The sequence below is a fragment of the Clostridioides sp. ES-W-0016-02 genome (assembly GCF_020641035.1).
Taxonomy (GTDB): domain Bacteria; phylum Bacillota; class Clostridia; order Peptostreptococcales; family Peptostreptococcaceae; genus Clostridioides.
In genome coordinates this window covers 1,243,914-1,269,811 of sequence record NZ_CP061361.1, presented here as the reverse complement: position 1 = coordinate 1,269,811, position 25,898 = coordinate 1,243,914, and the positions used below count along the sequence as shown (strand labels likewise).

The 25,898-nt window shown below is 27.7% G+C and carries 24 protein-coding genes; 1 reads left to right on the top strand and 23 read right to left on the bottom strand.

Going from position 1 to position 25,898, the window contains the following annotated elements:
• Positions 1 to 63: 63 nt before the first annotated feature.
• The 22 genes from IC758_RS06205 to aroE all read right to left on the bottom strand — a co-directional run bounded on the left by IC758_RS06205 (position 64) and on the right by aroE (position 23,723).
• Positions 64 to 2,256: an adenosylcobalamin-dependent ribonucleoside-diphosphate reductase gene (locus IC758_RS06205; RefSeq protein ID WP_227860821.1), complete on the bottom strand. Its 2,193-nt coding sequence runs from the start codon at positions 2,254 to 2,256 to the stop codon at positions 64 to 66.
• 536 nt (positions 2,257 to 2,792) lie between these two features.
• Positions 2,793 to 4,088: a branched-chain amino acid transport system II carrier protein gene (gene brnQ / locus IC758_RS06200; protein WP_227434170.1), complete on the bottom strand. Its 1,296-nt coding sequence runs from the start codon at positions 4,086 to 4,088 to the stop codon at positions 2,793 to 2,795.
• 1,132 nt (positions 4,089 to 5,220) lie between these two features.
• The gene (gene brnQ, locus IC758_RS06195; RefSeq protein ID WP_227831225.1) at positions 5,221 to 6,513 is read right to left on the bottom strand and encodes a branched-chain amino acid transport system II carrier protein; all 1,293 of its coding nucleotides are present in this window, start codon (positions 6,511 to 6,513) and stop codon (positions 5,221 to 5,223) included.
• A gap of 389 nt (positions 6,514 to 6,902) precedes the next feature.
• The gene (gene ylqF / locus IC758_RS06190) at positions 6,903 to 7,799 is read right to left on the bottom strand and encodes a ribosome biogenesis GTPase YlqF (RefSeq protein ID WP_227434168.1); all 897 of its coding nucleotides are present in this window, start codon (positions 7,797 to 7,799) and stop codon (positions 6,903 to 6,905) included.
• Positions 7,800 to 8,116: 317 nt separating this feature from the next.
• The gene (gene rplS, locus IC758_RS06185; RefSeq protein WP_227434167.1) at positions 8,117 to 8,467 is read right to left on the bottom strand and encodes a 50S ribosomal protein L19; all 351 of its coding nucleotides are present in this window, start codon (positions 8,465 to 8,467) and stop codon (positions 8,117 to 8,119) included.
• Between the two features lie 188 nt (positions 8,468 to 8,655).
• Positions 8,656 to 9,351 carry a tRNA (guanosine(37)-N1)-methyltransferase TrmD gene (gene trmD / locus IC758_RS06180; RefSeq protein ID WP_227434166.1) on the bottom strand — a complete coding sequence of 232 codons (696 nt, stop codon included), beginning with the start codon at positions 9,349 to 9,351 and terminating at the stop codon, positions 8,656 to 8,658.
• 8 nt (positions 9,352 to 9,359) lie between these two features.
• Positions 9,360 to 9,875, bottom strand: a complete 516-nt coding sequence (gene rimM, locus IC758_RS06175) for a ribosome maturation factor RimM (protein ID WP_227482227.1) — start codon at positions 9,873 to 9,875, stop codon at positions 9,360 to 9,362.
• 110 nt (positions 9,876 to 9,985) lie between these two features.
• Complete coding sequence (locus IC758_RS06170) at positions 9,986 to 10,213, bottom strand: KH domain-containing protein (RefSeq protein WP_227434164.1); 228 nt, start codon at positions 10,211 to 10,213, stop codon at positions 9,986 to 9,988.
• Positions 10,214 to 10,277: 64 nt separating this feature from the next.
• Positions 10,278 to 10,550 (bottom strand): 30S ribosomal protein S16, encoded by a 273-nt coding sequence (gene rpsP, locus IC758_RS06165; RefSeq protein ID WP_003419338.1) that lies wholly within the window; start codon positions 10,548 to 10,550, stop codon positions 10,278 to 10,280.
• Positions 10,551 to 10,589: 39 nt separating this feature from the next.
• Positions 10,590 to 11,942, bottom strand: coding sequence for a signal recognition particle protein (gene ffh / locus IC758_RS06160; protein WP_227434163.1), 1,353 nt, complete (start codon positions 11,940 to 11,942; stop codon positions 10,590 to 10,592).
• A complete protein-coding gene (gene ylxM / locus IC758_RS06155) occupies positions 11,939 to 12,307 on the bottom strand; it encodes a YlxM family DNA-binding protein (RefSeq protein ID WP_227482226.1) in 369 nt (122 codons plus the stop codon). Before ylxM ends, ffh begins: the two co-directional genes overlap by 4 nt.
• A gap of 102 nt (positions 12,308 to 12,409) precedes the next feature.
• Positions 12,410 to 13,702 (bottom strand): signal recognition particle-docking protein FtsY, encoded by a 1,293-nt coding sequence (gene ftsY, locus IC758_RS06150; protein WP_227823642.1) that lies wholly within the window; start codon positions 13,700 to 13,702, stop codon positions 12,410 to 12,412.
• A gap of 26 nt (positions 13,703 to 13,728) precedes the next feature.
• Positions 13,729 to 17,283, bottom strand: a complete 3,555-nt coding sequence (smc, locus tag IC758_RS06145; protein ID WP_227860820.1) for a chromosome segregation protein SMC — start codon at positions 17,281 to 17,283, stop codon at positions 13,729 to 13,731.
• A 27-nt stretch (positions 17,284 to 17,310) separates the two neighbouring features.
• Positions 17,311 to 18,381, bottom strand: coding sequence for an elongator complex protein 3 (locus tag IC758_RS06140; protein ID WP_227434159.1), 1,071 nt, complete (start codon positions 18,379 to 18,381; stop codon positions 17,311 to 17,313).
• A gap of 53 nt (positions 18,382 to 18,434) precedes the next feature.
• Positions 18,435 to 19,145, bottom strand: coding sequence for a ribonuclease III (gene rnc, locus IC758_RS06135; RefSeq protein ID WP_227434158.1), 711 nt, complete (start codon positions 19,143 to 19,145; stop codon positions 18,435 to 18,437).
• 162 nt (positions 19,146 to 19,307) lie between these two features.
• A complete protein-coding gene (locus IC758_RS06130) occupies positions 19,308 to 19,769 on the bottom strand; it encodes a CD1247 N-terminal domain-containing protein (RefSeq protein ID WP_227434157.1) in 462 nt (153 codons plus the stop codon).
• 91 nt (positions 19,770 to 19,860) lie between these two features.
• Entirely contained in the window at positions 19,861 to 20,418 is a 558-nt protein-coding gene (gene efp, locus IC758_RS06125) for an elongation factor P (protein WP_227434156.1), read from the bottom strand.
• Between the two features lie 398 nt (positions 20,419 to 20,816).
• On the bottom strand, positions 20,817 to 21,347 hold the full coding sequence (locus tag IC758_RS06120) for a hypothetical protein (RefSeq protein WP_227823639.1): 531 nt from the start codon (positions 21,345 to 21,347) through the stop codon (positions 20,817 to 20,819).
• Positions 21,337 to 21,756, bottom strand: a complete 420-nt coding sequence (locus tag IC758_RS06115; protein WP_227434154.1) for a hypothetical protein — start codon at positions 21,754 to 21,756, stop codon at positions 21,337 to 21,339. Before IC758_RS06115 ends, IC758_RS06120 begins: the two co-directional genes overlap by 11 nt.
• Positions 21,757 to 21,775: 19 nt before the next feature.
• Complete coding sequence (locus IC758_RS06110; RefSeq protein ID WP_227860819.1) at positions 21,776 to 22,468, bottom strand: hypothetical protein; 693 nt, start codon at positions 22,466 to 22,468, stop codon at positions 21,776 to 21,778.
• A complete protein-coding gene (locus IC758_RS06105; RefSeq protein ID WP_227823637.1) occupies positions 22,455 to 22,814 on the bottom strand; it encodes a hypothetical protein in 360 nt (119 codons plus the stop codon). The genes IC758_RS06110 and IC758_RS06105 overlap by 14 nt, the downstream gene beginning before the upstream one ends.
• 57 nt (positions 22,815 to 22,871) lie before the next feature.
• Positions 22,872 to 23,723 carry a shikimate dehydrogenase gene (aroE, locus tag IC758_RS06100; RefSeq protein ID WP_227434151.1) on the bottom strand — a complete coding sequence of 284 codons (852 nt, stop codon included), beginning with the start codon at positions 23,721 to 23,723 and terminating at the stop codon, positions 22,872 to 22,874.
• Positions 23,724 to 23,981: 258 nt separating this feature from the next.
• Between aroE and IC758_RS06095 the strand changes: the two genes are divergently transcribed.
• Entirely contained in the window at positions 23,982 to 24,374 is a 393-nt protein-coding gene (locus IC758_RS06095; RefSeq protein ID WP_227834654.1) for a sigma-70 family RNA polymerase sigma factor, read from the top strand.
• Positions 24,375 to 24,765: 391 nt separating this feature from the next.
• Here the strand turns inward: IC758_RS06095 and IC758_RS06090 are convergent, their stop codons facing one another.
• Complete coding sequence (locus IC758_RS06090; protein WP_227834655.1) at positions 24,766 to 25,728, bottom strand: PLP-dependent cysteine synthase family protein; 963 nt, start codon at positions 25,726 to 25,728, stop codon at positions 24,766 to 24,768.
• Positions 25,729 to 25,898 lie beyond the last annotated feature (170 nt).

Here is a 25,898-nt window from a genome sequence, read left to right as displayed (position 1 = left end):
CTCATCTTTCACCTGTAAAAATATTCTTCTCTTAAATATATTAAAAACTCACTAACTTAGAATTTAATTGCATCCACTATATCCACATTTTAAACATATACTACATCCACCTGTATGTGCTATTCCTTCACTACCACACTCAGGGCATACAAACTTTTCATCTTCTTCAAAATTTTTACTTTTTAATTCTTTGGCTTTTTCTTCTTTATTATCTTTTTCTTCTTTATTATCTTTATGAGATTCTTTTTTATTATCTTCTTTTTTGTTATTTTCTTTTTTATTATCTTCTTTTTTTTCATTTATTAAGATTCCACTCCTTTTGCATCCATCTCTAAATATTGTCACTCCCTTAAGACCAGCTTCCCATGCCTTAACATATATGTTGAAAACATCTTCAATTGTAGTTTCAAAAGGTATATTTATTGTAGATGATATAGAAGCATCAATATACTTTTGCCATACTTTTTGCATATTTATTCTTTCTTCATATCCTATATTCATAGCAGTAACAAAAAAATTTGGTAAACATTCTTCATCTGTAATGCCTTTTTTATCCATATATTCTTTAACTATTGGAGTATATACTTTATAATACACATCTTCATCATGCAAACTTTCAGTTTTTCTTATATATGAAAGATTAAATATAGGTTCTATTCCTCCACTAATACCTATCATTGTAGATATAGAACCTGTAGGAGGTATAGTTAAAAGTTGTGAGTTTCTAAGCCCATACTTTTCAACCATCTCTTTAATATCATCATTTAGGTTTTCTATAAAGAATCTAGATTTAGAAATATTTTCATATTTATACTCACTAAATGTGCCATATTCTTTAGCAATCAAAGCTGATTGTTTTACAGCTTCGTTAAGCATAGTCTTACCAATTAAATCACACAATTCTAAAGATTTATCAGAACCATATCTTATCCCCATCTTTATAAGCATGTCAGCAATACCCATTACACCTAATCCTATTTGTCTATATTTATAGACACTATCCCTTTGTTCTTGTAATGGATGTAAATTTAATCCCTCATCTAATACATCATTTAAAGCTACCACAGCTTCTCTAACACAAGATTTTAACTTATTAATATCAAAGGTAGCATGTTCCCCAAATGGTTGTATTACAAACTCTGATAAGTTTATTGAGCCAAGCAAACAGCTTCCTCCACTTGGAAGTGGCTCTTCTGCACAAGGATTTACACCTGAAAAACAAAAAGACTTATCTTCACTCATAAGGTTATATGTTTTTATTTTGTCCCAAAATAATATTCCTGGTTCTGCATAATCCCAGTTATTTTTAACAAACTTATTAAACAAATCATATGCATTTACTATTTTGACTATTTTTTCTCCAGTAGTTTCAACTTCAAAAGTACAATTATACAGCTTTTTTTCCTTTACAGCTTGCATAAACTCATCTGTTACTCTTACAGAAATATTTGCTTTAGTAACCTTCTCCAAATCAGTTTTTATATCTATAAATTCCTCTATTTCTGGATGATTTACATCCATAGAAATCATAAGAGCTCCTCTTCTACCTCTTTGACCAATCAAACCTGTCGTCATGCTATAAAGTTCCATAAAAGACACTGCTCCAGTTGTATATTTTGCAGCATTATTTACTTTTGCACCTTTGGGTCTTAATTTTGAAATATCAATTCCAACCCCTCCACCATAACTAAAAGTTCTAGCAAGTTTTTTTGCAGTGTCAAAAATATCTTCTATACTGTCTTTTGGTGGCTCTATTACATAACAATTAGAGTAAGTTACTTTTTTACCTTCTTTATGTAAACCTCTATTTGCTAAAATTCTACCTGCAAATAAAAATCTCTTTTGTCTTATTAACTTTGATATTCTTGGACTATTATTTGAAATTCTCTTTATCCATTCATCAAAACTTTCTCCATCGTGTCTATACTTATTTTTCCATATTGATTTTTGTAATTCATCAAACTCCCAAGCCTTATGTCTTATTTCTGAACGTCTTTCTCTATATAATATGTAGTGTTTTGCTATATCTTTTCTATTTGATTCCATAAGTAATACTTCAACTATATCTTGGATTTCTTCTACAGATAAACATTTTTCCATAGAATTATAATCATTAGCAATTTTTCTTGATATATCATATGCTAAATCTCTATCTACTCCACCTTCACTATTTATACTAGCTTTATAGACAGCATCTTCAATCTTACTTTTACTAAAAAGTTCTTTTGTCCCATCTCTTTTTATTATGTACTTCATTTTTAGACCTCCAATAAATTAGTATTACATTAATACACCTATTAGTTGTAATTCTAAACAAACTTTTTTCTATATTTGCATGTTTTCATATTAATTATCTTACACAATATATATTATACTATTTTATATTCAATATAACACGCTTTATAGTTTTCTCAATTAAGTAAATGAATTTTTTATATTCTAAATATCTTCTATTAAAAACTTAAAAATAACATAAAAAAGTATATAAAAGTGTAATTATACTCTTATATACTTTATTTTTTTATAAATTTTATCCTTATTGTTCCATTATTTTCCATTGAAATTATTAATAAATTCTTTATATTTTCCATACAAATATGCTACATCCCATAAATATTATTTGTAAATATATATAACAAAATTCAACCTAACAATAATCTATCTTTAATCTACTTAATTTAATATCCATTTACATATAAATACATATAAAGTTTTACATATCAAAAAGGAATTGCCTCCTAAATGATTTTAATCACTTTAAGGCAATTCCTATATGTATGAATTATTCTTTATTATTGTACAGCTTTACTACTTTGAGATGGAATAAAGTTTCCTATTATCCCTGCTATTACAACTGGAACTACCCAGTTAAATCCTAATGAAGCTAGTGGTAAGCTATTAACTAAAGGTATATTTATACCAAAGCTTGTTGCAACTGTTAATACACTTACTAACAATGCCATATATGCAGCGCATTTAAATACGTTATCATTTTTAATTTTATTACTAAATAATGCTAGTATAACTAGAGTTATAGTTGCTGGATATACCATACTTAATATAGGAGAAGAGAATTTTATTATTGTACTTACTCCAAAGTTTGATATGATTGCACTAAATACACAAACTACTATAACTATATGCTCATATTTTAATTTTCCATCTGTAAGTGTTGAGAAATATTGACCTGCTGCTGAAGAAAGACCTATAGCTGTTGTTAAACATGCTAATGCAACTATAATAGCCAATAGAATTTTACCTGTATTTCCAAGTAATGATGCTGTTATTGAAACTATTAAAGCTGTTTGTTGAACATCTTGTCCATATATCTTAGATACAGTTGCTCCAAGGTAACATAGTCCACCATAAACTAGTGCCATACCTATTACCGCTATAACACCTGCACTTACTGTAGCTTTCATCTTTTCTTTTTCACCTGTATAACCTTTAGCTATTACTGACATGATTATAATTGATGCAAATACACTAGCTGCCAATGCATCCATTGTTTGATATCCTTGAGTTATACCTTCTGCAAATACATTTTGTATTAAAGAAGTATCTCTTATGTCTCCTAGTGGAGATACAATACCTTTAACTATTAATACTGCTAAAGCTATAAGTAAAGCTGGAGTTAAAATTGATCCAACTATATCTACAACTTTTGATGGTCTTATTGTTAAAACCAATACTATAGCAAAGAATACTATAGAGAATATTACTGGGCTTATTCCTGAACCTATTGTAGGTAATATACCCATTTCATAAGTTGTTGCTGCTGTTCTAGGTATTGCCAAAAGTGGCCCTATACAGATTACCATTGCACATCCTAATACAACACTTAATCCTTTACCAGCTCTTGAAAACATTTTTGATGTGTCTCCATTGAACTTAGTTGCTGCTATAACTGCTAATAATGCCAAACCACCATCTGCGAAAAGGAATCCTATGAAAGCTACTAGCCAGCTACCTCCGGATAAAACTCCTAGATATGGAGGGAATATTAAGTTCCCAGCACCAAAAAACATTGCAAATAGTGCAAATCCAATTACAATTACATCTTTAAACTTGATTTGTTTCTCACCCATTTAAAGCACCCCCATTTGAATTTTACTACTTTTTATTACATTTTACCAAAAAATAAGTCCAATCTCTTCTTAAATGAAAACCTTTTGACGAGATTTTATTTAATTATACATTTTTGACTTAAACTTGTCAATTATGTTTCATAATTTATAAAATCTTCGCAATATTTAGTACAACTTTCTTAATTAAATAAAATTAACATGTATACTTTAAACATATATGCTTTTTTTATTTTTATTTAATTTTTCTTGACAAAATTAAAACTTTTAAATCATCTTAATTGTGCGACTTTTTCAATTATTTGCATTATTTCCAATTTATATTGCTTTATAGACAATATTAATGTATACATCACTCTCCTTTTTGTTTTGTATAATCTTTTAATTTCAATTTAAATTTTAAATATTTTGTGTTTATTATATAATCTGAAAAAAAAGCAGTCAATATGATTTTTAATTTTTTTAATTTTCAAAATTATGATACTCAGAAAATCGTTTTCCTTTTGTCATAACTTCTATTTACGTTAATTCTTGTAGTATTTTGTATTTATTTTGCTAAATTCACTATTAATTTTACGTAATTCCAATTCTACGCTTATAGACTTTTTACTTGCTAGAGTGCTTCCAAATCATTTTTTCTGAAAATTTTTTATTATGATTTGTTGATTTATTTTTCTTCATAGAAACTATATTATAAGTTCCAACTTGTTAAAACTTTGCAGTTGCTAGTATTCATCTTAGTTTACTTATTTTTTAGAATTTACTAAATAATCTTAATATAATCCAATTAAAAAACAATTTAGTAATTTACATAAGTTATTTATATGTTCAAATGCCTTAAATTTTATTTTATTATTTTATTATTGTCACAATTTTATTTATATAATATTTTTGTAAAAGTCAACTAATACACATATCTGAACTTCTAATATTCCTTTAAATAGCTTTTATAAATACTCATTATTGTTAAAAAATAAACATTATTTTTTTTTAATACTTCTAGCTAATTTTTACTATATTAAATGCAAATAATTAGTATATACTCAAAAATAAAAAGAGTTATCTATATAAATAGTTTCATTTATTATAGATAACTCTTTTATTTTCAGATGCTTATATTTCAATTAAATAAGTTTTAATTTGTACCAAGTGTATTAGATTGACTCTTTGATGGTATAAAATTACCAATTATTCCAGCTATTATAACTGGAACTACCCAGTTAAATCCTAATGAATGAAGAGGTAAAGAATTTACTACTGGAACGCTTACTCCATAACTAGATATAACTGTTAATATACTTACAAGCAATGACATATATACTGCTCCTTTGTATACATTATCATTCTTAATTTTTTCATTAAAGAAAGCCAATATTATTAAAACAATTGATGGTGGATAAACTATACTTAGTATAGGAGATGCTATCTTTATTATAGTTCCAACACCAAAAGATGCTACTACTGCACTGAATACAGATACGGCTAATACTATTTTTTCGTAACTTAACTTACCTTTTGTAAGTCTAGAAAAATATTGCCCTGTTGCAGATGTAAGACCTATAGATGTAGTTAAACATGCTAGAGATACTACTACCGCTAAAATCGCTTTCCCAACATTTCCAAGCAATCCTTGTGTTATATTTACTATTACTTGTGATTGTACTGCATCTGTTCCATACATTGTAGATACAGTTGCACCAAGGAAACATAATCCACCATAAACTAGTGCCAATCCTCCACAAGCAAGAACACCTGCTTTACCAATCATCTTTAACTTTTCACTAATACTAGTATATCCTTTTTCATTTAGAGATACTATCAGTACTGATGCAAGCGCTATTGCTGCAAATGCATCCATTGTCTGGTAACCTTGACCAATACCTTCTGCAAATACATTAGGTATCATAGGTTTATCTATTACCTCTCCAAGAGGAGATATAACACCTTTTATAATTATAAATGCTAAAGCTATTAGAAGAGCTGGAGTTAAAAATTGTCCAACTATATCTACGACCTTAGATGGTCTTATTGTTAATACATATGATATCGCAAAATAAACTATACAGAATAATAACACTGGAATTGAACTTCCAAACAAAGGCATTATACCCATCTCATAAGTTGTTGCACCTGTTCTTGGTATAGCTAAGAATGGCCCTATACATAAAATATCTACACAACCTATAAGAATTCCCAATTTCATACCACATCTTTTAAACATTTCTACTACGTTTCCATCGAATTTAGCTGTAGCCATTACTGCTAGAAGTGCCAAACCAGCATCAGCAAATGTAAATCCTAAGAAGGCAATTAACCATTCTGGACCTGTAATTATTCCCAAGTATGGTGGAAATATTAAGTTACCTGCTCCAAAGAACATTGCGAATAATGCAAATCCAAATACTATTACATCTTTGGTCTTACCCATTATAAAATCCCCCTTTTTAACCTTATTAAATTAACAAAATTTCTCAATTGTTCACGTTTGCATAAATAAATTAACTAAAACAATAAGAACCTATTATTAAATTAATAAAATTAAATAAATTAAATTTTTAATATATTGTATTTATTTGTGCTTATTATATATTATATGAAACAAGCAAGTCAATATGCCAAAATTACAAATTATCATACTGATTTTAATTTTCAAAAAATTAGGTATATTTGTCTTAAATTAATATTTTTGAAAGTTTTCTAATCTAATTTATACTTTTATGTGACAATTTTTGTCTATATTTCAGAAAATAAAAAAAACCTTTTAAAAAAAGGTTTTTTTTTACTTATAATATTAATTTTTTAAGTCAGCTTTAAAATCTATCTTTTAACACTCTCTGGTACTTCTAGTGTTATATTGCCTATCTTTCCATCTCTAAATTCATTTAAGACAGTTACAGCTATGCGTGTATAATCAAGTTCTTTCCCACCTGTTATGAATCCTCTTTTATGACCAATCATATCCATTGTTTCAATTGGAGTTTCTCCTAAAGAATCTAATTTATATCTAGCTTTCAACTTTTCTGGCTCTATTATCATAAGTTTTTCTATAAGTCTTAAAGCTAAGGTCTCAACGTCTAAAATCTCATCTTTTATAGCTCTACTAAATGCTAAGTTTAAAGCAACTTCTTGGTCTTCAAACTTTGGCCAAAGTATTCCAGGTGTATCTAAAAGTTCAAGATTTCCCTTTAACCTAACCCATTGCTTACCTTTAGTTACTCCTGGCTTATCTCCCGTTTGAGTACTTTTTCTACCTGTTAATTTGTTTATAAGAGATGATTTTCCTACATTTGGTACACCAACTATCATTATTCTTATAGCTCTTTCTTTTCTTCCTTTATCTTTTAAAGAACTCATTTTTTCTCTAGTTACATTCTTACATTCTTCTACTATCTTATTTACACCTACACCTTTTAGTGTATCTACTGGTATAGCTTTTATATTATTCTTTTTATAGTACTCAATCCATTGATTTAACTTATCTCTATCTGCCATATCGCTTTTATTTAATACAACTACCCTAGGCTTATCTCCTACAAGCATATCTATATCTGGATTTTTGCTACTAAATGGTATTCTAGCATCTAAAAGTTCAACCACTACATCAATTAGTTTTAAGTTATTTTTTACTAATTCTTTGGTTTTCTTCATATGACCTGGATACCAGTTTATATGTAGATTATTATCCATAAGATACTCTTCATATTCATTTGACACGTATATCACTCCTTTAAAATAGTATGTTATTATTACCTAATTTTACTTAAAAATATATCTACTTAAAATCCTACATTGTCACCCTTTTAACATCATACTTTACATAATATTATTTTCTTATTTTTAGTATTATTTCAAAATATAATCCAATATTTATTGATTTTATTTTCAATTTTAAAATTCCTAAATCTATCAATAAATAGTATATTTTCAACAAATAATCATATGCGCTTACAATTTAATTATTTGTTATGATTTTAGTTAAAATAGAAAGAGGACTGATAAATCAGCCCCCCATTTATAAGTAAAGTTTTTAATTATCTATTTCTAGCTTCTTTTATCTTAGCAGCTTTACCTACTCTACCTCTTAAGTAGTTTAGTTTAGCTCTTCTTACTTTACCTTTTCTAGTTACTTCTATTTTTTCTATTTTTGGAGAGTGAACTGGGAAAGTTCTTTCTACACCAACATTGAAAGACATTTTTCTAACTGTAAAAGTCTCTCTTGCTCCTCCACCTTGTCTCTTTAATACTACACCTTCGAATATTTGTATTCTTTCTCTTTTACCTTCTATAATTCTAACGTGTACTTTAACTGTGTCCCCAGGTCCAAAATTAGGAACTTCATTTTTTAATTGTTCTTGCTCAATTGCTCTTAACATTTCATTCATCTTTCTTCCTCCTAAATATCATAGACGTTCTTAACTACCCGACCAGTGTAAACAGAGGAACGCCCGTATTTCCAACATTTTATATTATACTATACTTCTATAGTTATTACAAGCATTTTTATATTTTTAATTCCATTTATAGCCACTTTATTGTATACATGTATATTAAATTTTTATTGTATATGTTTTTATTTTTCTTGAGATTTTTTATATAAGTCTAATCGTCTTTCCTTAGTTATTCTTATAGATTCTTCTCGTCTCCACTCATCTATCTTTTTATGATTTCCTGATAAAAGCACTTCTGGTACTTTTAACTCTTCAAACTCTCTAGGTCTTGTGTAATGAGGATACTCCAATAGATTATCTTTAAATGACTCCTCTTCAAATGATTCGTCCTGATTTAATACTCCTGGAATTAATCTTGATATAGAATCTATCATTATAAGTGCAGGCAGTTCTCCTCCAGTTAGTACATAATCTCCAATTGAAATTTCATCAGTTACTATTAAATCAATAATTCTCTCATCTATTCCTTCATAGTGACCACATAGAAGTATTATATCCTCTTGGATAGACATCTCTTTGACTATAGATTGATTGTATACTTTACCTTTGGGAGTTAAATAAATTACTCTTGGATTGTTTATATTATGAGTTTTTATTATATGCTTATATGTGTCATATATAGGTTGAGGAGTCATCACCATACCAGCTCCTCCTCCAAATGGATAATCATCTACTTTTTTATGTTTATTATTAGAAAAATCTCTTATATTATATATATGCACATCAATTATGCCTTTTTCAACTGCTCTTTTCATTATACTTTCATTCATGTATGAATTAAATATTTCTGGAAAAAGCGTCATTATATGAAATCTCATATTACCACCTAATCTATCATACCCTTAATAGGGTCTATAATCATTTTTCTTTCATCCATATCTATAGTAGGTACAAATTTTTTTATAGCTGGTATCATAAATTCTTTATCTTCTTCACCTTTTATTACATAGACATCATTTGCAGAATATTGAAGTACATCCTCTAAGACTCCTACATACTTTCCTTCTATAGTTAAAACTTCCAAACCAATCATGTCTGCTATAAAAAACTCGCCTTCTTCAAGGTCTCTACTCTCTTCTCTAGACACATACATAAATTTATTTTTTAGCTTTTCTGCTTTTTCTATAGTGTCTATATCTTTTATCTTCATTATAACCATAGAACCTTTATATCTTACATTTTCTACAGTCCACTTGTTGTTTAAATCTTTTCCTAAATAAAAATCTTTCAATTCATCAAATCTATCTATATCATCAGTAAGTGGATAAACTCTTACCTCACCTTTTAGACCTTGTGTGTTTACTATTTGCCCTACCTTAAAATGAGTTAATTTTTCTTTCATGTTATCACCTTCTCAAAAAAATTTAATCTTATGTTACCATATCATCATAAATTCTCAAAACTGTACACAGTTATACAAAAAGGACTAGGCACTATACCTAATCCTCCTCTTTACACTATCTCAAGAGAAACTTTTATGTTTTCTCTATTTGCAACAGATCTTACGACAGTTCTTATAGCTTTAGCTATTCTTCCCTGCTTCCCAATAACCTTACCCATGTCATCTTGAGCAACTGTAAGCTTTAAGACGATACCGTCATTGTCTTTAAATTCCTCAACAACAACTGAGTCAGGATTATCAACTAGAGCCTTAGCTATATCTACAACTAGCTCTTTCATATATTTCATCTCCTAAAGTAACCTCAACAATAAGTATTTACTTATACTAATTGCTAAGAGAAAATTATTTTGCTTGTTTAGAAGCTTCGAATTTTTCTATTACTCCATTTTTTACAAGTAATTTTTTAACTACTTCTGTTGGTTGAGCACCAGTAGCTAACCATTTTATTGCTTTTTCATCATTTATTCTTACTTGTTTAGGTTCAGAAATTGGATTATAGTATCCTATTTCTTCTATGAATTTTCCATCTCTTGGAGCTCTTGAATCAGCTACTACTATTCTGTAGAAAGGTTTTTTATTAGCTCCCATTCTTTTTAATCTTATTTTAACTGCCATTACAGTCACCTCCGAATAATTTTTACTATTTTTTATATTTTATTTAAAAAAAGGTAAACCGCCTAAGCCGCCCCTTTTCTTCATACTTTTTTGTGAACCAGCAAACATCTTCATCATTTTTTTCATTTCATTAAGTTGTTTTATAAGTCTATTTACATCTTGAACAGTAGTTCCACTACCTCTAGCTATTCTTTTTTTCCTAGAAGCATTTAATATTCCTGGGTTACGTCTCTCATATGTAGTCATTGACTGAATTATGGCTTTAGTTCTATTCATTTCTTTACCATTCAAGTCTACATCTCCAAGTTGGTCTTTTATATTTCCCATACCAGGCATCATACCAAGTATCTTGTCTAGAGGTCCCATATTTTGTATTTGTTCCATTTGTTGTAAAAAATCTTCAAAATCTAGTTCTTGTTTTTTGATTTTTTGTTCTAATTCCTTAGCTTTTTCTAAGTCCATACTTTCTTGTGCTTTTTCTATTAGGCTTAATACATCTCCCATACCTAATATCCTTGATGCCATTCTGTCTGGGTGGAAAGGTTCTATATCATCTAGTTTCTCTCCCATACCCATAAACTTTATAGGTTTTTGTGTTACTGCTCTTATTGAAAGTGCAGCTCCACCTCTAGTATCTCCATCTAATTTAGTTAATACTACTCCATCAACACCAAGTGCTTCATTGAAGCTTTCTGCAACATTTACTGCATCTTGCCCTGTCATAGAGTCTACAACTAAAAGTATTTCATGTGGCTTAACTTCTGACTTAATTGACTTTAACTCATCCATAAGCACTTCATCTATATGAAGTCTACCAGCAGTATCTATAATAACCAAATCGTTAGCATTTTTAATTGCATGACTTAAACCTGCCTTGGCAATATTTACTGGACTTTCTTTATCTCCCATATTGAATACAGGTATATCCAATTTTTCACCAACAACTTGAAGTTGCTTTATAGCTGCTGGTCTATAAATATCACAAGCCACCAATAGAGGCTTCTTGCCTTGCTTTTTAAAATATCCTCCAAGTTTTCCTGCTGTCGTAGTTTTACCTGCACCTTGCAATCCAACCATCATTAAGATTGTAGGAGGTTTTGAGGAAATCATTACTTTACTTTGTACATCCCCCATTAAACTTGTAAGTTCTTCATTTACAATTTTTATTACATGTTGAGCTGGTGTCAAACTTTGCATAACCTCTTGTCCAACACATCTCTCTTGAACTTTTTTTATAAAATCTTTAACTACTTTAAAGTTAACATCTGCTTCAAGAAGAGCAAGTTTAACTTCTCTCATAGCATTTTTTACATCTGCTTCTGTAAGTTTTCCTTTTGACTTTAACTTACTGAATGCCCCTTGTAGTTTATCCGACAATCCTTCAAATATCATTTTATCATCTCCCTACATACATCTTCTATATTTTCTAGCTTAGGGATTAAATTAGCACAATCTCTATTGTGCAATAAATCTTCTTTAATGTCAATAATTTTATTTCTTATAAATTTAATATTTTTTTCCTGTTCTTGAAGCTTAGATACTAAATGTAGCTTTTCTTCATAATCTCTTAGTATCTTTTCTGAACGTTTCAATGTATCATATACACCTTGTCTTGATACACTTAAATTCTCACTGATTTCACCTAAAGAGTAATCCTCTTCATAGTATAGAGCTACTATCTCTTTTTGCTTATCAGTTAGTAATTCTTTATACTGTTCAAATAACAATCCAATTTCGACCATTTTTTCTATATTCATATCTTACACTTCCTAGCAGTATACTGTAAAGGTTATTTACTTTACACTATTGTATTTTATATCATATAAACACTCTTGTCAACCATTATTTTTAAAAGAATGCTAGTTACCAAATAATGCATCTGAAAATGATTTTGCATCAAAATCCTGTAAGTCTTCTACTCTTTCTCCAACTCCAATAAGTTTTACAGGTACATCTACTTCTGACTTTACTGCAAGCACTACTCCACCTTTTGCTGTTCCATCAAGTTTTGTAAGTACTATACCTGTTATATCTGCAACTTCTTTAAATGTTTTAGCTTGAACAACTGCATTTTGACCTGTTGTGGCATCTACCACAAGAAGTACCTCACGCTTTGCTTCTGGAAATTCTCTATCTACTATTTTAAATACTTTTCCAAGTTCATTCATAAGATTAGCTTTGTTGTGTAACCTTCCAGCTGTATCACATATCAATAAATCTGTCTTTCTAGCTTTTGCTGCCTTTATGGCATCAAACACTACTGCTCCTGGATCTGCTCCTTCTTGATGCTTTATTATGTCTACATTAGTTCTATTTGCCCAGATTTCTAATTGCTCTGTTGCTGCTGCTCTAAATGTATCTGCTGCTGCTAATAAAACTTTTTTCCCATCTTTTTTATATCTATTTGCCAATTTTCCTATTGTAGTAGTTTTGCCCACTCCATTTACACCTACCATTAGAATTATACATGGAGCTGGTTCTATGTCTAATGTAGAGTTTTCATTTGTAAGGATATCTTCAACTATAGATTTAAGTTCTTCTCTTACCTTTATTGGTTCAGTAATTCCCTTTTGCTTTATCTTATCTCTTAGTTTCTCAATTATGTCCATAGTTGTATTTACACCAACATCTGCTGTTATTAAAATTTCCTCTAAATCCTCAAGCAATTCTTCATCTATTTTTGTATATGATTTTAAAACCTCATCTATTCTATCAGTTATTCCTTGTTTTGCCTTTGTTAATCCTTGTTTTAATCTTTCAAACAAATTAACTTTCTTTTCTTCATATTTCTCTTCTTTATTTTCATAATCTTCATGTTCAGTTTCTTCATCATTATTATCATTGTTTAATGCTTCTATTTCACTATCTAGAGAATCATTATTTATTATCTCTTCTACATCTTGTTCATTAGTATCTATCTTATCTTCTATCTCTCTATCTTCTTCAGCACTTTCATCAACAACTTCTTCTTCAGTTTTTTCTGGAATATCTTCTACTTTATCTACAACTTCCTCCTCAAACCCTGAAAAAATTGTTTCTTCTACATTTTCTAAGTTGTCAGCACCAGTTTCTATTTCTTCTTCTGAGCCAACATCTTTTTTTTCTAATTCCTTATCCTTGTCTTTGCCAAAACCAAATAATTTTTTTAACACTATTCTTCCTCCTATGTCAATCTAAGTTATATAATATCAGTTATCTCTTGAGCTTCTTTTAGTTTTAAACTAATAACTTTTGAAATAGCTTTTTCTTGCATTGTAACCCCATATATATAATCAGCAGCTTCCATAGTTCCTCTCCTATGAGTTACTGATATAAATTGTGTCTCTTTAGATAAATCTTTTAAAAATTCTCCAAATCTGAATATATTTGCATCATCAAGTGGAGCCTCAATTTCATCTAATATGCAAAATGGTGTTGGTTTTGTAATTAATATTGCAAATAATATACTTATTGCAGTTAGAGCTTTTTCTCCACCAGACAGTAGATTTAAATTCTTCATTTTTTTACCAGGTGGTTGAGCTGTTATTAGTATATCACTTTCTAATAAATTTTCTTTATCTAAAATAGTTAATTCTCCACATCCACCACCAAAAAGTCTTTTGTACACATACTTAAAGTTTTTACTTATTTCTTCAAATTTAACCTCAAATTCAGATTTCATATTTTCTTCTAATGTATGTATAAGTTTTTCTATTTCCTCCATAGATTCTTCTAAATCTTGTTTTTGTTCACTATAAAAATCATATCTTTCTTTTATTTCTTCATATTCTTTGATAGAATCTATATTTATATTCCCAAGACTTCTTATTTCTCTCTTTAAATTTTCTAAGAATTTTCTATCTATCTCTAGATTTTCATCTTTGATTTCCAATGCTTGTACTAAAGTCATTTCATATTGTTCAAATAACTTATTTATATATGTGTCTTGACTAGTTTTTAATCTTTCTAATCTTCCACCAACCTTAAATAAACTTTCTTTAAGTTCTATATGTTGTCTATCTATAATTTTTAACTCTTTACCAATTTCATCAAAGTTATTTTTCAAGTCATCTTTAGCTATTTTTCTAGTTTCAAGATTTCTATTGCTGTCCCCTAATTGCTTAATTAAGTTTTCTTTTTCTTTTTCTTCAATAGATATAGAGTCTTGTAACTTAACTATTTCTTGTTCTTCATAATTTAATGATTCATCTAATTGTTTGGTTTTTTCTTCTAACTCACAATTTTCACCAGATATTCTTTTTATATCTCTAACTATACTATTATAAGCTTCTGTTTTCTTTACTAAAGTTAGGTTTAATTCATCAAATTCAGATTTTTCTTTATCATACAAATCATTATATTTTTTTATTTCATTACTTAATATGTCAATTTTTTCTTTATTTTGATTGTATGTATTTTCTAATGCTTCCATCTCTTTTTTAACAATGTCACTTTTTTCGAGAGTATAATTCAAGTTAGAACCCAAATCACTTTTCTCATTATCTAGTCTAGTAATACTAGATTTTAAAGATTCAATCTCAGATTCGATATTTTCTATACTTGTACTCTTTATTATAATGCTTTTTTCTAAATCTTTTACTTCATTTTCAACTAAGTCAATTTCACTTTTTATATTTTTTATATTTTTATTTAGAGATTCTTTTGTAATTTCTAGACCTGAAATCTCAACCTTAACATCATTTATTTTTTCTGTATATTCGTTAATAAATCTTTTTCTTGATAATATATTTCCGTTAGTTTTTAAACTACCTCCTGTTAAAGAACCTCCTGGATTTAAGATTTCACCATCTAAAGTTACTATTTTAAATCTATGACCAGTTTCTTTTGCAAATTTTATCCCTTCATCTATATTATTTATAAATATCGTTCTTCCAAGTATATTTTCAATTATATTTCTATATTTTTCATCAAACGTAATTAAATCACTTGCTATTCCTATAAATTTAGTATTTGCTTTTAAATTTCCCAAACTTATTTTATTTGATTTAATTATATTTAATGGCAGAAATGTTACTCTTCCTAAATTATTCTTCTTTAAATAGTTTATTGCAGATTTAGCACTAAACTCATCGTCAGTTATTATATTTTGCATATAAGCACCAAGTGCTGCTTCTACGGATTTCTCATATTTTTCAGGAACATTTATAATCTGTCCTAGCGCTCCATGAATACCTCTTAAATCCTTATTTTTTAATACTTCTTTTACACCTCTATTAAATCCCTCATAATGATTTTCCATATCTATATAAACATTTAACTTTGAGTTATATCCATTTAGATTGTATTTACTTTTCTGTATTTCATCTTCTACCTTATTGAGTTCATTAATAGAATGTTGTAAATCAGCAGTTAATTTTTTATTTCTGTTATTCACATTGTTTAAAGTTTCTTTTTTCATATTAAAGTCTTTATTTATACTATCTAATTCAGAAGATTTTGTTTGGACATTTTGGTTTAACTCTGCTATTTCTGAGTTTATGTTTTCATCTCTGATATTCATATTTTCTTTATTTGCATTTAAAGCAGATAACTTATTACTAAATTCTTGCTTCTTATTTAATATATCTATTATATTTTCTTTAAATAATTCTATATCATTATTTAAAGATTCCAACTTCATCCTTTGATTTTCTTTACTAGATTCTAACTTTTTTATATTCTCTTGTAATATCGATAACTCTTCGCTATTTGAAGACTTATTACTTTCTAATTCTTTTATGTATACCTTATTTTCATTTAGCTTTTCTTTTATATTGTTTATTTCAGAATTTTTTCTATGAATTTCATTTGTAAAGTTTTTTATTCTTTCTTTAATTAAATTTATCTGTGACTCTTTTTTTGATATAACACCTTTAATTGAATTTATATAATCTACAGATTTTTCAATTACATCTTGTAGTACCTCTATCTCCTTATCAACATCTTCTTGTTTTTTCTCTACAACATTTTTTTGTTCTTCTTTTTCTTTAAGTTCTTTTTCAAGAACTTTACTATGCTCATCAACTTCACTCAGTTCTTTTTCTATTCCTTCAATTTCTCTTATAAAATTATTGACTTCTAATATTTTTAATTTTTCACTTATTTCTAAATACTTTTTTGCTTTTGTTTGTTGATTAAAAAGAGGTTTTAATTGATTTTCAATTTCTATATATATATCATCTATTCTTTCTAAATTTTCTTTTGTATTACTTAAATTTCTTTCTGCTTCCTGTTTTTTATATCTATATTTTGATATACCACAAGCTTCATCAAAAACTTTTCTTCTACTTAAAGGATTATTACTCAATATTTCATCTACTTTTCCTTGCTCTATGATTGAATAACCATCTTTTCCAATACCAGTATCTAAAAAGACTTCTTTTATATCCTTTAATCTGCAACTCTTATTATTTAGAAAAAATTCACTTTCTCCATTTCTATAGGCTCTTCTTCTTATAGTCACTTCTGTAAAGTCTAATTCTAATTGATTCTCAGAATTGTCAATAGTAAGAGCTACTTCACAGTAATTCATGGGTTTTTTTGTATCTGTACCTGCAAATATTACATCTTCAAGTTTGTCTCCTCTAAGACTTTTGATACTTTGTTCTCCTAATACCCATCTTACGGCATCAGATATGTTACTTTTTCCACTTCCATTTGGTCCTACTATCGCTGTTATTCCTTCTTTAAAAATAATATCTGTCTTTACTGGAAAGGATTTAAATCCCTTTAACTCTAGTCTCTTTAAATACAAATCGTTTCTCTCCCTTCATTGTTAAAACTAAAGGTTATAAATGTCATACAATTTTCTATGGATGTCTCTCATATTAGCAATAATTAAACTTTTCCCATCTAACACAATTTCTAATTGATTTATATCTAAATCTGATTCTTGTGTTTTTAAAATCACACCAAAATTTTCTTTCATATATTTAATATTTGTTTTTTTATTTCCTATTATTTTAGAAATATTCTTTTTATTAGACTTCACCAACACGTTATTTATATTTTTATTTTGTAAAATAAGAAATTCTAAATAATCTTTTATCATCTCAGCTTCTACTAATTCTCTAAAAGCAGGGTGATATGGACCCGCTAAGACAGCTTTTCCCATTTGTATATCATCAGTAGCTTGAAGCCCGACTCTTATTACATTTATATCATTAACATAAAATAATACAAGTACTTTTTTTACTATTCTTATACTCTCGTCAAGTGTAAATGGCTTATATTCGTTTTGCTCCATCAATTTTTCCAGACCAGTCTCTTTTACCACTAAAGTTGGATAAATTCTTACACAATCTGGTCTAAGCTCTACAAATTTTTTGGCTGTAAATATGCATTTTTCTTCTGTATCAGCTGGAAGCCCAACCATCATTTGTAAACCAAGTTTAATTCCACTATTTTTTATCAACTTTGAACTCTTATATACAATTTCTGACTGATGACCTCTAATACTATCTAACAATACTTTTTCATCTAAGGATTGTACTCCAAGCTCTATTATACTTGTCTTATATTCTTTTAACATTTCCAATATTTCTTCACTAATACAATCTGGCCTTGTGGACATTCTAATATCTTTTATAAAACCTTTTTCTACATATTCTTTGGCAACAGCTAATAAACTTTTTTGTATATCTACATCTATAGCAGTAAAACTTCCACCAAAAAATGCTATTTCTACATCAGCATCCTTATCTATAGTCTTTAGACATTCTTCAATTATATTTCTTGCATCTTCACTAGTAACATCAGTACTCACACCTGTTATTTTTTTTTGATTACAAAATATACAATCATGAGGACAACCTTTGTGAGGAACAAATATAGGTATAATTCTCTTTTTCATCTACAACATCCTTCTAATCTAAATATTTCTTTTTATATTTTTACATATTATATTTATTTTTCCCATAATTTTTTCTTTAAAGCTACTTTAGCAGCCAATTGTTCTGCTTCTTTTTTACTTTTACCTTCTCCTATCCCCAAAACACCTTCATTAATTCCCACTTCCATAACAAACCTTTTATTATGGTCTGGTCCTTTTTCTTCTATAAGCCTATACCAAATATTATTTTCTCCATTTCCTTGTAATACTTCTTGAAGATGTGTTTTATAGTCTCTAAATATATTTCCCTTTCTTGAATCGTAAATTATATTTTCCATATGGTGTAATATAAATTGTCTTGCACTTTCAAATCCTCCATCAAGATATATTGCTGCTATTACAGCCTCAAATGCATCTGCTAATATTGAAGTTCTATGTCTACCTCCAGTAGCTTCTTCACCTCTACCCAGTAACATATGAACCCCTAAATTTATATCATTTGCAACTTCACTTAATGAATCCTCACAAACTATATTTGCTCTAAGCTTAGTCAATTCCCCTTCGGGCAGATTAGATTCTTCATTAAATAAATAATCACTTATTACTATGCCTAAAACTGAATCTCCTAAAAATTCTAATCTTTCATTAAAATTATATCTCTTATTTTCATTAGAATATGAACTATGTGTAAGAGCTTCTAGTATATATTCTTTATTTTTAAATTTATAATTTATAACATCTTCAAATCTTTGTATATTATCTAGTAATTTTTTACTTATCTTCATTATTACATCCCTCCAAAATCCTATTCTATAAATTCTAGTGTACTATTTTTGTGCAACTATTGCAAAACCAAAATCTAAAATACTTGTCCTCATAAAAATAAAACTACCTATGAAACAAAATATCTCATAGGCATCATAGGCAGTTTTATTTCTTATGAATTTTTATTCTCTATCATCACAATTCGAACAACCACCACATGTACAATCATCATCATCATAATCATCTTCTGATGATAATATTACAGCCTTACAATCAGGACAAACAACATCTACGTCATCATCATATAATAAATCTTCGTCTATTTCTACTAATTCTCCACAATTTGGGCATTCCATTTCTATATAGCTGAAGTCCTCATCGTCATCATTTTCTTCATCTTCTTCGTAAAGGTCATCTTCCATGTCAGCAATATCTTCTTCTAAATCTGCTAAATCTTCGTCTATAGATTCAACAAAATCTTGAAGTTCTTCCTGTTCTTCATCCAATGTTACAATAGCTTCTGCAAATACTTCTAATGCATCAACTATTTTATGTATCATTTTCCCTTCTTTACTTTCAGTGCTTATTTCTAAACCTTCTGCTAAACCTTTTAAGTATGCAACTTCTTCATATAAATGTTTCATGTAACACCCCTCGCTTTCTTTTTAATATATAAACTAAAAGCTCATATATCTTATATTATTAAGACATATAAGCTTTTATATACATAAATTTTTATACTCTTGATAAATATTCACCTGTTCTAGTATCTATCTTTACTTTATCTCCAGTATTTATAAATAATGGAACTTGAACAACTGCACCAGTTTCAACTGTAGCTGCTTTAGTTACATTACTTGCTGTATCACCCTTTATTCCTGGCTCTGTATCTACAACTTCTAGCTCTGCAAAGTTTGGAGCTTCCACTTGGAATGGTTGTCCTTGATAAAATCTTATTGTAGCAACTTCATTTTCTTTTAAGAATTTAATTGCATCTTCAACTTGATCATAGTTTAATGGTATTTGTTCAAAATTTTCTTGGTCCATAAAATAATATAACTCACCATCATTGTATAGATATTGCATTTGTCTTGTATCTATTACAGCTTTAGGGAATTTTTCACTTGGATTAAAACTTTCTTCTCTTATAGCTCCTGTTTTTAAATTTCTGTATTTAGTTCTAACGAAAGCAGCTCCTTTACCTGGCTTAACGTGTTGAAAATCAACTACTAAACATGGTTGTCCATCTTTTTCAAATGTAACACCTTTTCTAAAATCACCTGCTGATACCATTTTTTGTTCCTCCATATTAAAATAAATTTCTTATTTTTTAGTAAATTTTACATTACTATGCCTTTAAAATTATATCTCTTACTTGAATTCTGTCAAGTCAGGATTACAAATTTTTACTAATATCATAATATCATAAGTTATACAATATAAACAAGTATTTGGCAGATTACTTATCCTATATTTTTATTATTTACATCTATAATCACACTTTATACATTTTATATGTTGATATTATTTATCTCTACAACTATACTTTCCACTATTACTCATTACTTTTTATTTAAAAACAATGGATAAACATAATTTTTTAGATTTTTACAGAATAACTTTTATGAAAATTTAAAACATTTTTCTTCATTAATAATACTGTTACTTAAAAATTATACTGTTACTTAAAATTATACATTTTTAATAAAATTCCATATTTTTACTTTAAACTCAGTTTCATATCTTTGATTACGTTTTGATAATTTCAAGATTATATTAATATATTCTCCATTATTAGACATTGAGACATACATTTCATCTACATAATCACCAATTTCATATCCACCAGCTTGACTACTTTCACCATTTAAAGAATTTACAAACAACTTATTTCGTCTCTCATTTAATATAATTTCTTTGTTGCTTGTATATTCTTCATTATAAGTTGTATTTTCATCTATATATCTACATTTTATGGATGTCATTTTTTTTAAACCTTCATCATTAGAAGATAAGTTTATTATCCCCTTAGAATTACCAATGATTCCTTCTATAGATTTTGTAATTTCAATACTTTGTTGTTGTAACTCTATTTTATCTTCTATTTTAACTTTTAAATTCATTGTAAGTATAAATATAGAATATAAAGTTATCACCAGTACTACAATTACAGTTAAAGATACTGCACTTTCTAAAAGTAAATATCCACATTTACGTTTCATATTTTCCCTCTTTCAAAAGTACTCTTCCACTTACAGGTGTTATTGTTATAGTTTTATTTAATCTACCATTATATATCTCTATTGTAGTTGCTCTTTGAGGTGAGCCATCAGATTTAAATTTTATAGTTTCAATACTTCTTGCGATTCTTACATTTCTAGGCAATACTATGGATTTAACATCTTTGCCATCTTTTCTCAATACATATCCTTCTTGTTCCTTTTGCTTTATATAGTATATATATGTATTGTAGTTGCTAAACATATTAATTCGTCTAACATACCTTATATCTGAACAAAGTTGACGTGCAAATAAATTTATTTTATGATTTTCAAGATTATCTTTTGGAAAACATATTGTAGTTATCAATAGTATTATACTTATGGATACTACTAATTCTATTACAGTCACATTCCTTCTTTTTTCAAAGTTATACACCCCTATACTTATATATATATACTAAGTTTTTTTCATTAAAGTTCTTTTTTATATTTTCTATTATCTCTTGGTCGATTTCTTCTTCTCCATTAGTGTTTTGATTATCAAAATCTTTACTGTCAGTCTCAAATATAGTTGAAAGTTCTATTTGGTCAAACGATTTAGACTCATCAGATGTTTCAATAGAATCTTTATCACTATAATCAGCCTCTGTATAATCTTTAATATCAACTCCTACCCATGGATTTTTAATTTTCACGCTCACTTTTATTACTTTTAAAAAGTCTTTCTCTCTAGCTGTACTTGTTATATCAAACTCAAAAAAATCTCCTTTGTCATATATAGTATTGTTTTCTATTTTTAAATGAACTTCTTCTAAATTACTATAAGATATATCTTTTATTTTTTTTATACAATCAATCATATTATTTCCTAAGAAATAGTCTCTAAATTCTTCTTCATTATTAGATATATTAATAGCTTCTTCCACACAGCAAAGGACATTACTTATTGATATTTCTATACCACTTAAAGAAACTTCCCTTAGCTTAGCATCTTTATATTCTAATTCAAATAAGTTATCATTACTATAAATTAAACCTATACACATAATACATACAGTGCTTATAATAGAAAATATTATCAATGTTATTATTAATATAGAACCTTTATTATTTCGTAACATAACTCTTAAATCTTAATTGTTTTAAATCACTCTTAATTTCCATATTTATCTCATAACATTGATAATAGTTTAAAATTTGTTTCACTGTGCTATTTATCTCATAACCTTTTATGTAGTTTTTATTTATTTCATCCTCAGTCAATTGATATTCATTATTTTTTATTTTATATTTCTCATCTTCCAAGTATTTCTTTGCAATATTTAACATTTCTCTATTGGATACATTTTTACTAATAAAACTATAGCAGTTATATAAAGATGTAGATACCAAATACACAGCTACATATAATATGGCGATACTCATTATACATTCAATTGATATAAAACCACTCTTTTTCGTTTTCAATAATAAAAAACCTCTCATTAACATTTTTATTCTATAGATTAAATCTTAAGGATTTAGTTATAAATTCTTTTCATAAAGCTCTTTTATACAACTATTTTCATTACTATCTAACTTTATTCCAGTCCATATACAAAATGCACTTAGACCTTGATTTATTAACATATCAATTCCAAATATAACATCTAAATTGTATTTTCTCGCCCATTTTATAAGGCTTGTTTCATGAGGCTTGTATACTATATCACATACTAGTATTTTTTTGCTTGGAATCAATGATTCATCTATTGGACATAAGTTATTCCCCATACCTATTGGTGTAGTATTTATAAGTATATCAATTTTGCTTAAATCATTTTTATCAACTTCTTTAGTGCTATAGACTACATCTAATTTAAAACTGGATTTTATTATATTTGATATTTCCCTTGCTTTATCTATACTTCTATTTCTTATTTCTATAGATTTTACATTGTTAAATGCAAGTTCAATAGCAATACTTCTACACGAACCTCCACAACCTAATATCATGACCTTTTTGTCTTTTAGGTCAAACCCATTTTCAATTACAGCTTTTACAAATCCAACTCCATCAGTATTATATCCTTTTAATCTACCTCCTTCATTCTTAATCGTATTAACTGCTCCAACTAATTTTGCTTTGTAATCAATATAATCCAAGTATTTAATTATATTTACCTTATGAGGTATTGTCACATTACAACCCTCTACACCCATACTTTTTATGGACTCTACTGTTTTCCATAAGTCTTTTGACTCTACATCAAAGCATACATAAACATTATTTTGTTTGTATTTTTCAAATAAGTAATTATGCATGATTGGTGAAAAACTTTGTTTCACTGGATGTCCTAAAAGACATATAAGCTTTGTTTCGCTATTTATAATCATATCTTTCTCCCTTTTATTTATTGACATCTAAAATTCAATTTATACCAAATAAACTAATAATTTATCCGTCTTATTTTTTATATATTCAACAAAAAATCAAACTTAAATTCTTCTTTTTAATGTTATATTACAGCCAAAAGTTTGTAAATATATGTTTTAAATTCTAACAGTATACATATTATTTTATTGAATAACAGTCAACTTGGATAAGTCTCCTTCATATAATTTAAAGTGACCGTTAAAAAGGGGGGTGACTTATTGGCAGCGCTTAAATCTTTTGAAAAACCCTTAACCCCTGAAGAAGAGATTGAGTATTTAACTAAATTTAAAATAGAAAATGATAAAAGTGCAAAAGATATATTGATTGAAAGAAACATGAGATTAGTAGCTTATATCGCAAAAAAATATAACAATTCGACAGAAGATCAAGATGATTTAATATCTATAGGTACAATAGGATTAATAAAAGCTATAGAAACTTATAATATAGATAAAGGAACTCGATTGGCAACATACGCTTCTAGATGTATTGAAAATGAAATTTTAATGAATATCAGATCTAACAAAAAAAACAAATCACAAGTATCTCTACAAGACCCTATCGGAACAGATAAAGAAGGTAATGAAATAAACACTATTCTTTATATGTAATTTTTTATTATCTATTATTTTGTTTTCACCTATCTTAGGCTTTGGTTACAAAGTAGTATTTTCACCTCTTTTGAATGTCAAATATGGTTCTAAACTATGCACATGAGAATTTTAGATTCTACAATAAATCCATAAAATATCATATAAATAAAGAATTATTAAAAAATTAGTATAAAGCTTTTTAAAAAACTAAGTGTATGAATTAAGATCTGTTATCTAGATACAAGTTATTGATAAATAAGTATTATAGATATAAAAAATATGAAAAAAGTATCTCAGGTTTAAAGAGATACTTTTTTGTAGTTAAATTATGATTTTTTTTAAAACATAACTGATGAATTTTAATATATATTTTTAATTTAAAAGTTGGTACATTAATATTTTAATGTCATTATAATTCTTCATATAAATCAGTACTCAAGTATTTTAAGCCACTATCATTAAGAGTAAGAACTATATTTTTACCTTTTTCTGAACTCTCTAATAATTTAATTGCTGCGCATACATTTGCTCCAGAAGAAAAACCTGCAAATACGCCTTCTAATTTAGCCAATTTTCTAGCTACATTAGTTGCTTCATCATCTGTTACCTGAATATAACCATCAATAAACTTTTTATCTACTAATGGTAAATCCATAGAATAACCTCCACCTTGTATTTTATGCCCTTGATCAGTTATTTCTTTGCCTGAATAAATTGCTGCTGTTGAAGGTTCAACCACATAGCATTTAATAGAAGAATTGTGCTTTTTAAGTGTTTTCGAACAACCAGCAAAAGTACTACCACTTCCAAGGAAATCTACAAATACATCAATATTCCCATCTAATTGTTTCCACATTTCTTCTGCTGTATAATATTCATGTGCATGATTACAAGCTTCTAAATTAAATTGATCTGCTCTAAATGCATTTCTTTCTTTTGCAATTTTTTGAGCCTCAACTTCTACAAGTGCTAAATCTTCTCCAGAAACTTGTCCATGAACTGAATTAGGCATTTGGTCTACAAGAACTACTTCTGCTCCTAAAGCTTTCATCATTCTTGCTCTTTCCATAGAATTTCCTTTTGACATGCATGCAATAAACTTATAACCCTTACATGCACAAGCTATTGCCAATCCTGTACCTGTATTTCCACTTGTCAATTCTACAACTGCTTGTCCATGAACTAATAGCCCTGCATTTTCTGCTTCTGTAATCATTTGTAATGCTACACGGTCCTTTTTACTAAATCCTGGATTTAAATACTCCATCTTTGCATAAATATTACCATCTACTCCAAATTCCTTCACTATTTTAGATAAGTGTAACATTGGAGTATTTCCTATTGCTTCTGTAACATTATTAAGTACATGCATCACAATTCCCCCTTAATCGATTAACTATCATCTGTTGAAAAACAATTATTTATACATTATAATGTATATTACGGATGTACAGTATATTTAACATTTAATCTATTATGCATTCATAAATTAGAAATAATGTTAAATAAATTATACATTCGTAAATTATATTTGTCAATAAT

Excerpts from the sequence above, each read along its gene's own strand:
- IC758_RS06205 (WP_227860821.1), bottom strand. The coding sequence starts at position 2,256 with ATGAAGTACATAATAAAAAGAGATGGGACAAAAGAACTTTTTAGTAAA.
- brnQ (WP_227434170.1), bottom strand. The coding sequence starts at position 4,088 with ATGGGTGAGAAACAAATCAAGTTTAAAGATGTAATTGTAATTGGATTT.
- brnQ (WP_227831225.1), bottom strand. The coding sequence starts at position 6,513 with ATGGGTAAGACCAAAGATGTAATAGTATTTGGATTTGCATTATTCGCA.
- rplS (WP_227434167.1), bottom strand. The coding sequence starts at position 8,467 with ATGAATGAAATGTTAAGAGCAATTGAGCAAGAACAATTAAAAAATGAA.
- trmD (WP_227434166.1), bottom strand. The coding sequence starts at position 9,351 with ATGAGATTTCATATAATGACGCTTTTTCCAGAAATATTTAATTCATAC.
- rimM (WP_227482227.1), bottom strand. The coding sequence starts at position 9,875 with ATGAAAGAAAAATTAACTCATTTTAAGGTAGGGCAAATAGTAAACACA.
- IC758_RS06170 (WP_227434164.1), bottom strand. The coding sequence starts at position 10,213 with ATGAAAGAGCTAGTTGTAGATATAGCTAAGGCTCTAGTTGATAATCCT.
- rpsP (WP_003419338.1), bottom strand. The coding sequence starts at position 10,550 with ATGGCAGTTAAAATAAGATTAAAAAGAATGGGAGCTAATAAAAAACCT.
- ffh (WP_227434163.1), bottom strand. The coding sequence starts at position 11,942 with ATGATATTTGAAGGATTGTCGGATAAACTACAAGGGGCATTCAGTAAG.
- ylxM (WP_227482226.1), bottom strand. The coding sequence starts at position 12,307 with ATGAATATAGAAAAAATGGTCGAAATTGGATTGTTATTTGAACAGTAT.
- IC758_RS06140 (WP_227434159.1), bottom strand. The coding sequence starts at position 18,381 with ATGAAAAAGAGAATTATACCTATATTTGTTCCTCACAAAGGTTGTCCT.
- rnc (WP_227434158.1), bottom strand. The coding sequence starts at position 19,145 with ATGAAGATAAGTAAAAAATTACTAGATAATATACAAAGATTTGAAGAT.
- IC758_RS06130 (WP_227434157.1), bottom strand. The coding sequence starts at position 19,769 with ATGAAACATTTATATGAAGAAGTTGCATACTTAAAAGGTTTAGCAGAA.
- efp (WP_227434156.1), bottom strand. The coding sequence starts at position 20,418 with ATGGTATCAGCAGGTGATTTTAGAAAAGGTGTTACATTTGAAAAAGAT.
- IC758_RS06120 (WP_227823639.1), bottom strand. The coding sequence starts at position 21,347 with ATGAAACGTAAATGTGGATATTTACTTTTAGAAAGTGCAGTATCTTTA.
- IC758_RS06110 (WP_227860819.1), bottom strand. The coding sequence starts at position 22,468 with ATGTTACGAAATAATAAAGGTTCTATATTAATAATAACATTGATAATA.
- aroE (WP_227434151.1), bottom strand. The coding sequence starts at position 23,723 with ATGATTATAAATAGCGAAACAAAGCTTATATGTCTTTTAGGACATCCA.
- IC758_RS06090 (WP_227834655.1), bottom strand. The coding sequence starts at position 25,728 with ATGCATGTACTTAATAATGTTACAGAAGCAATAGGAAATACTCCAATG.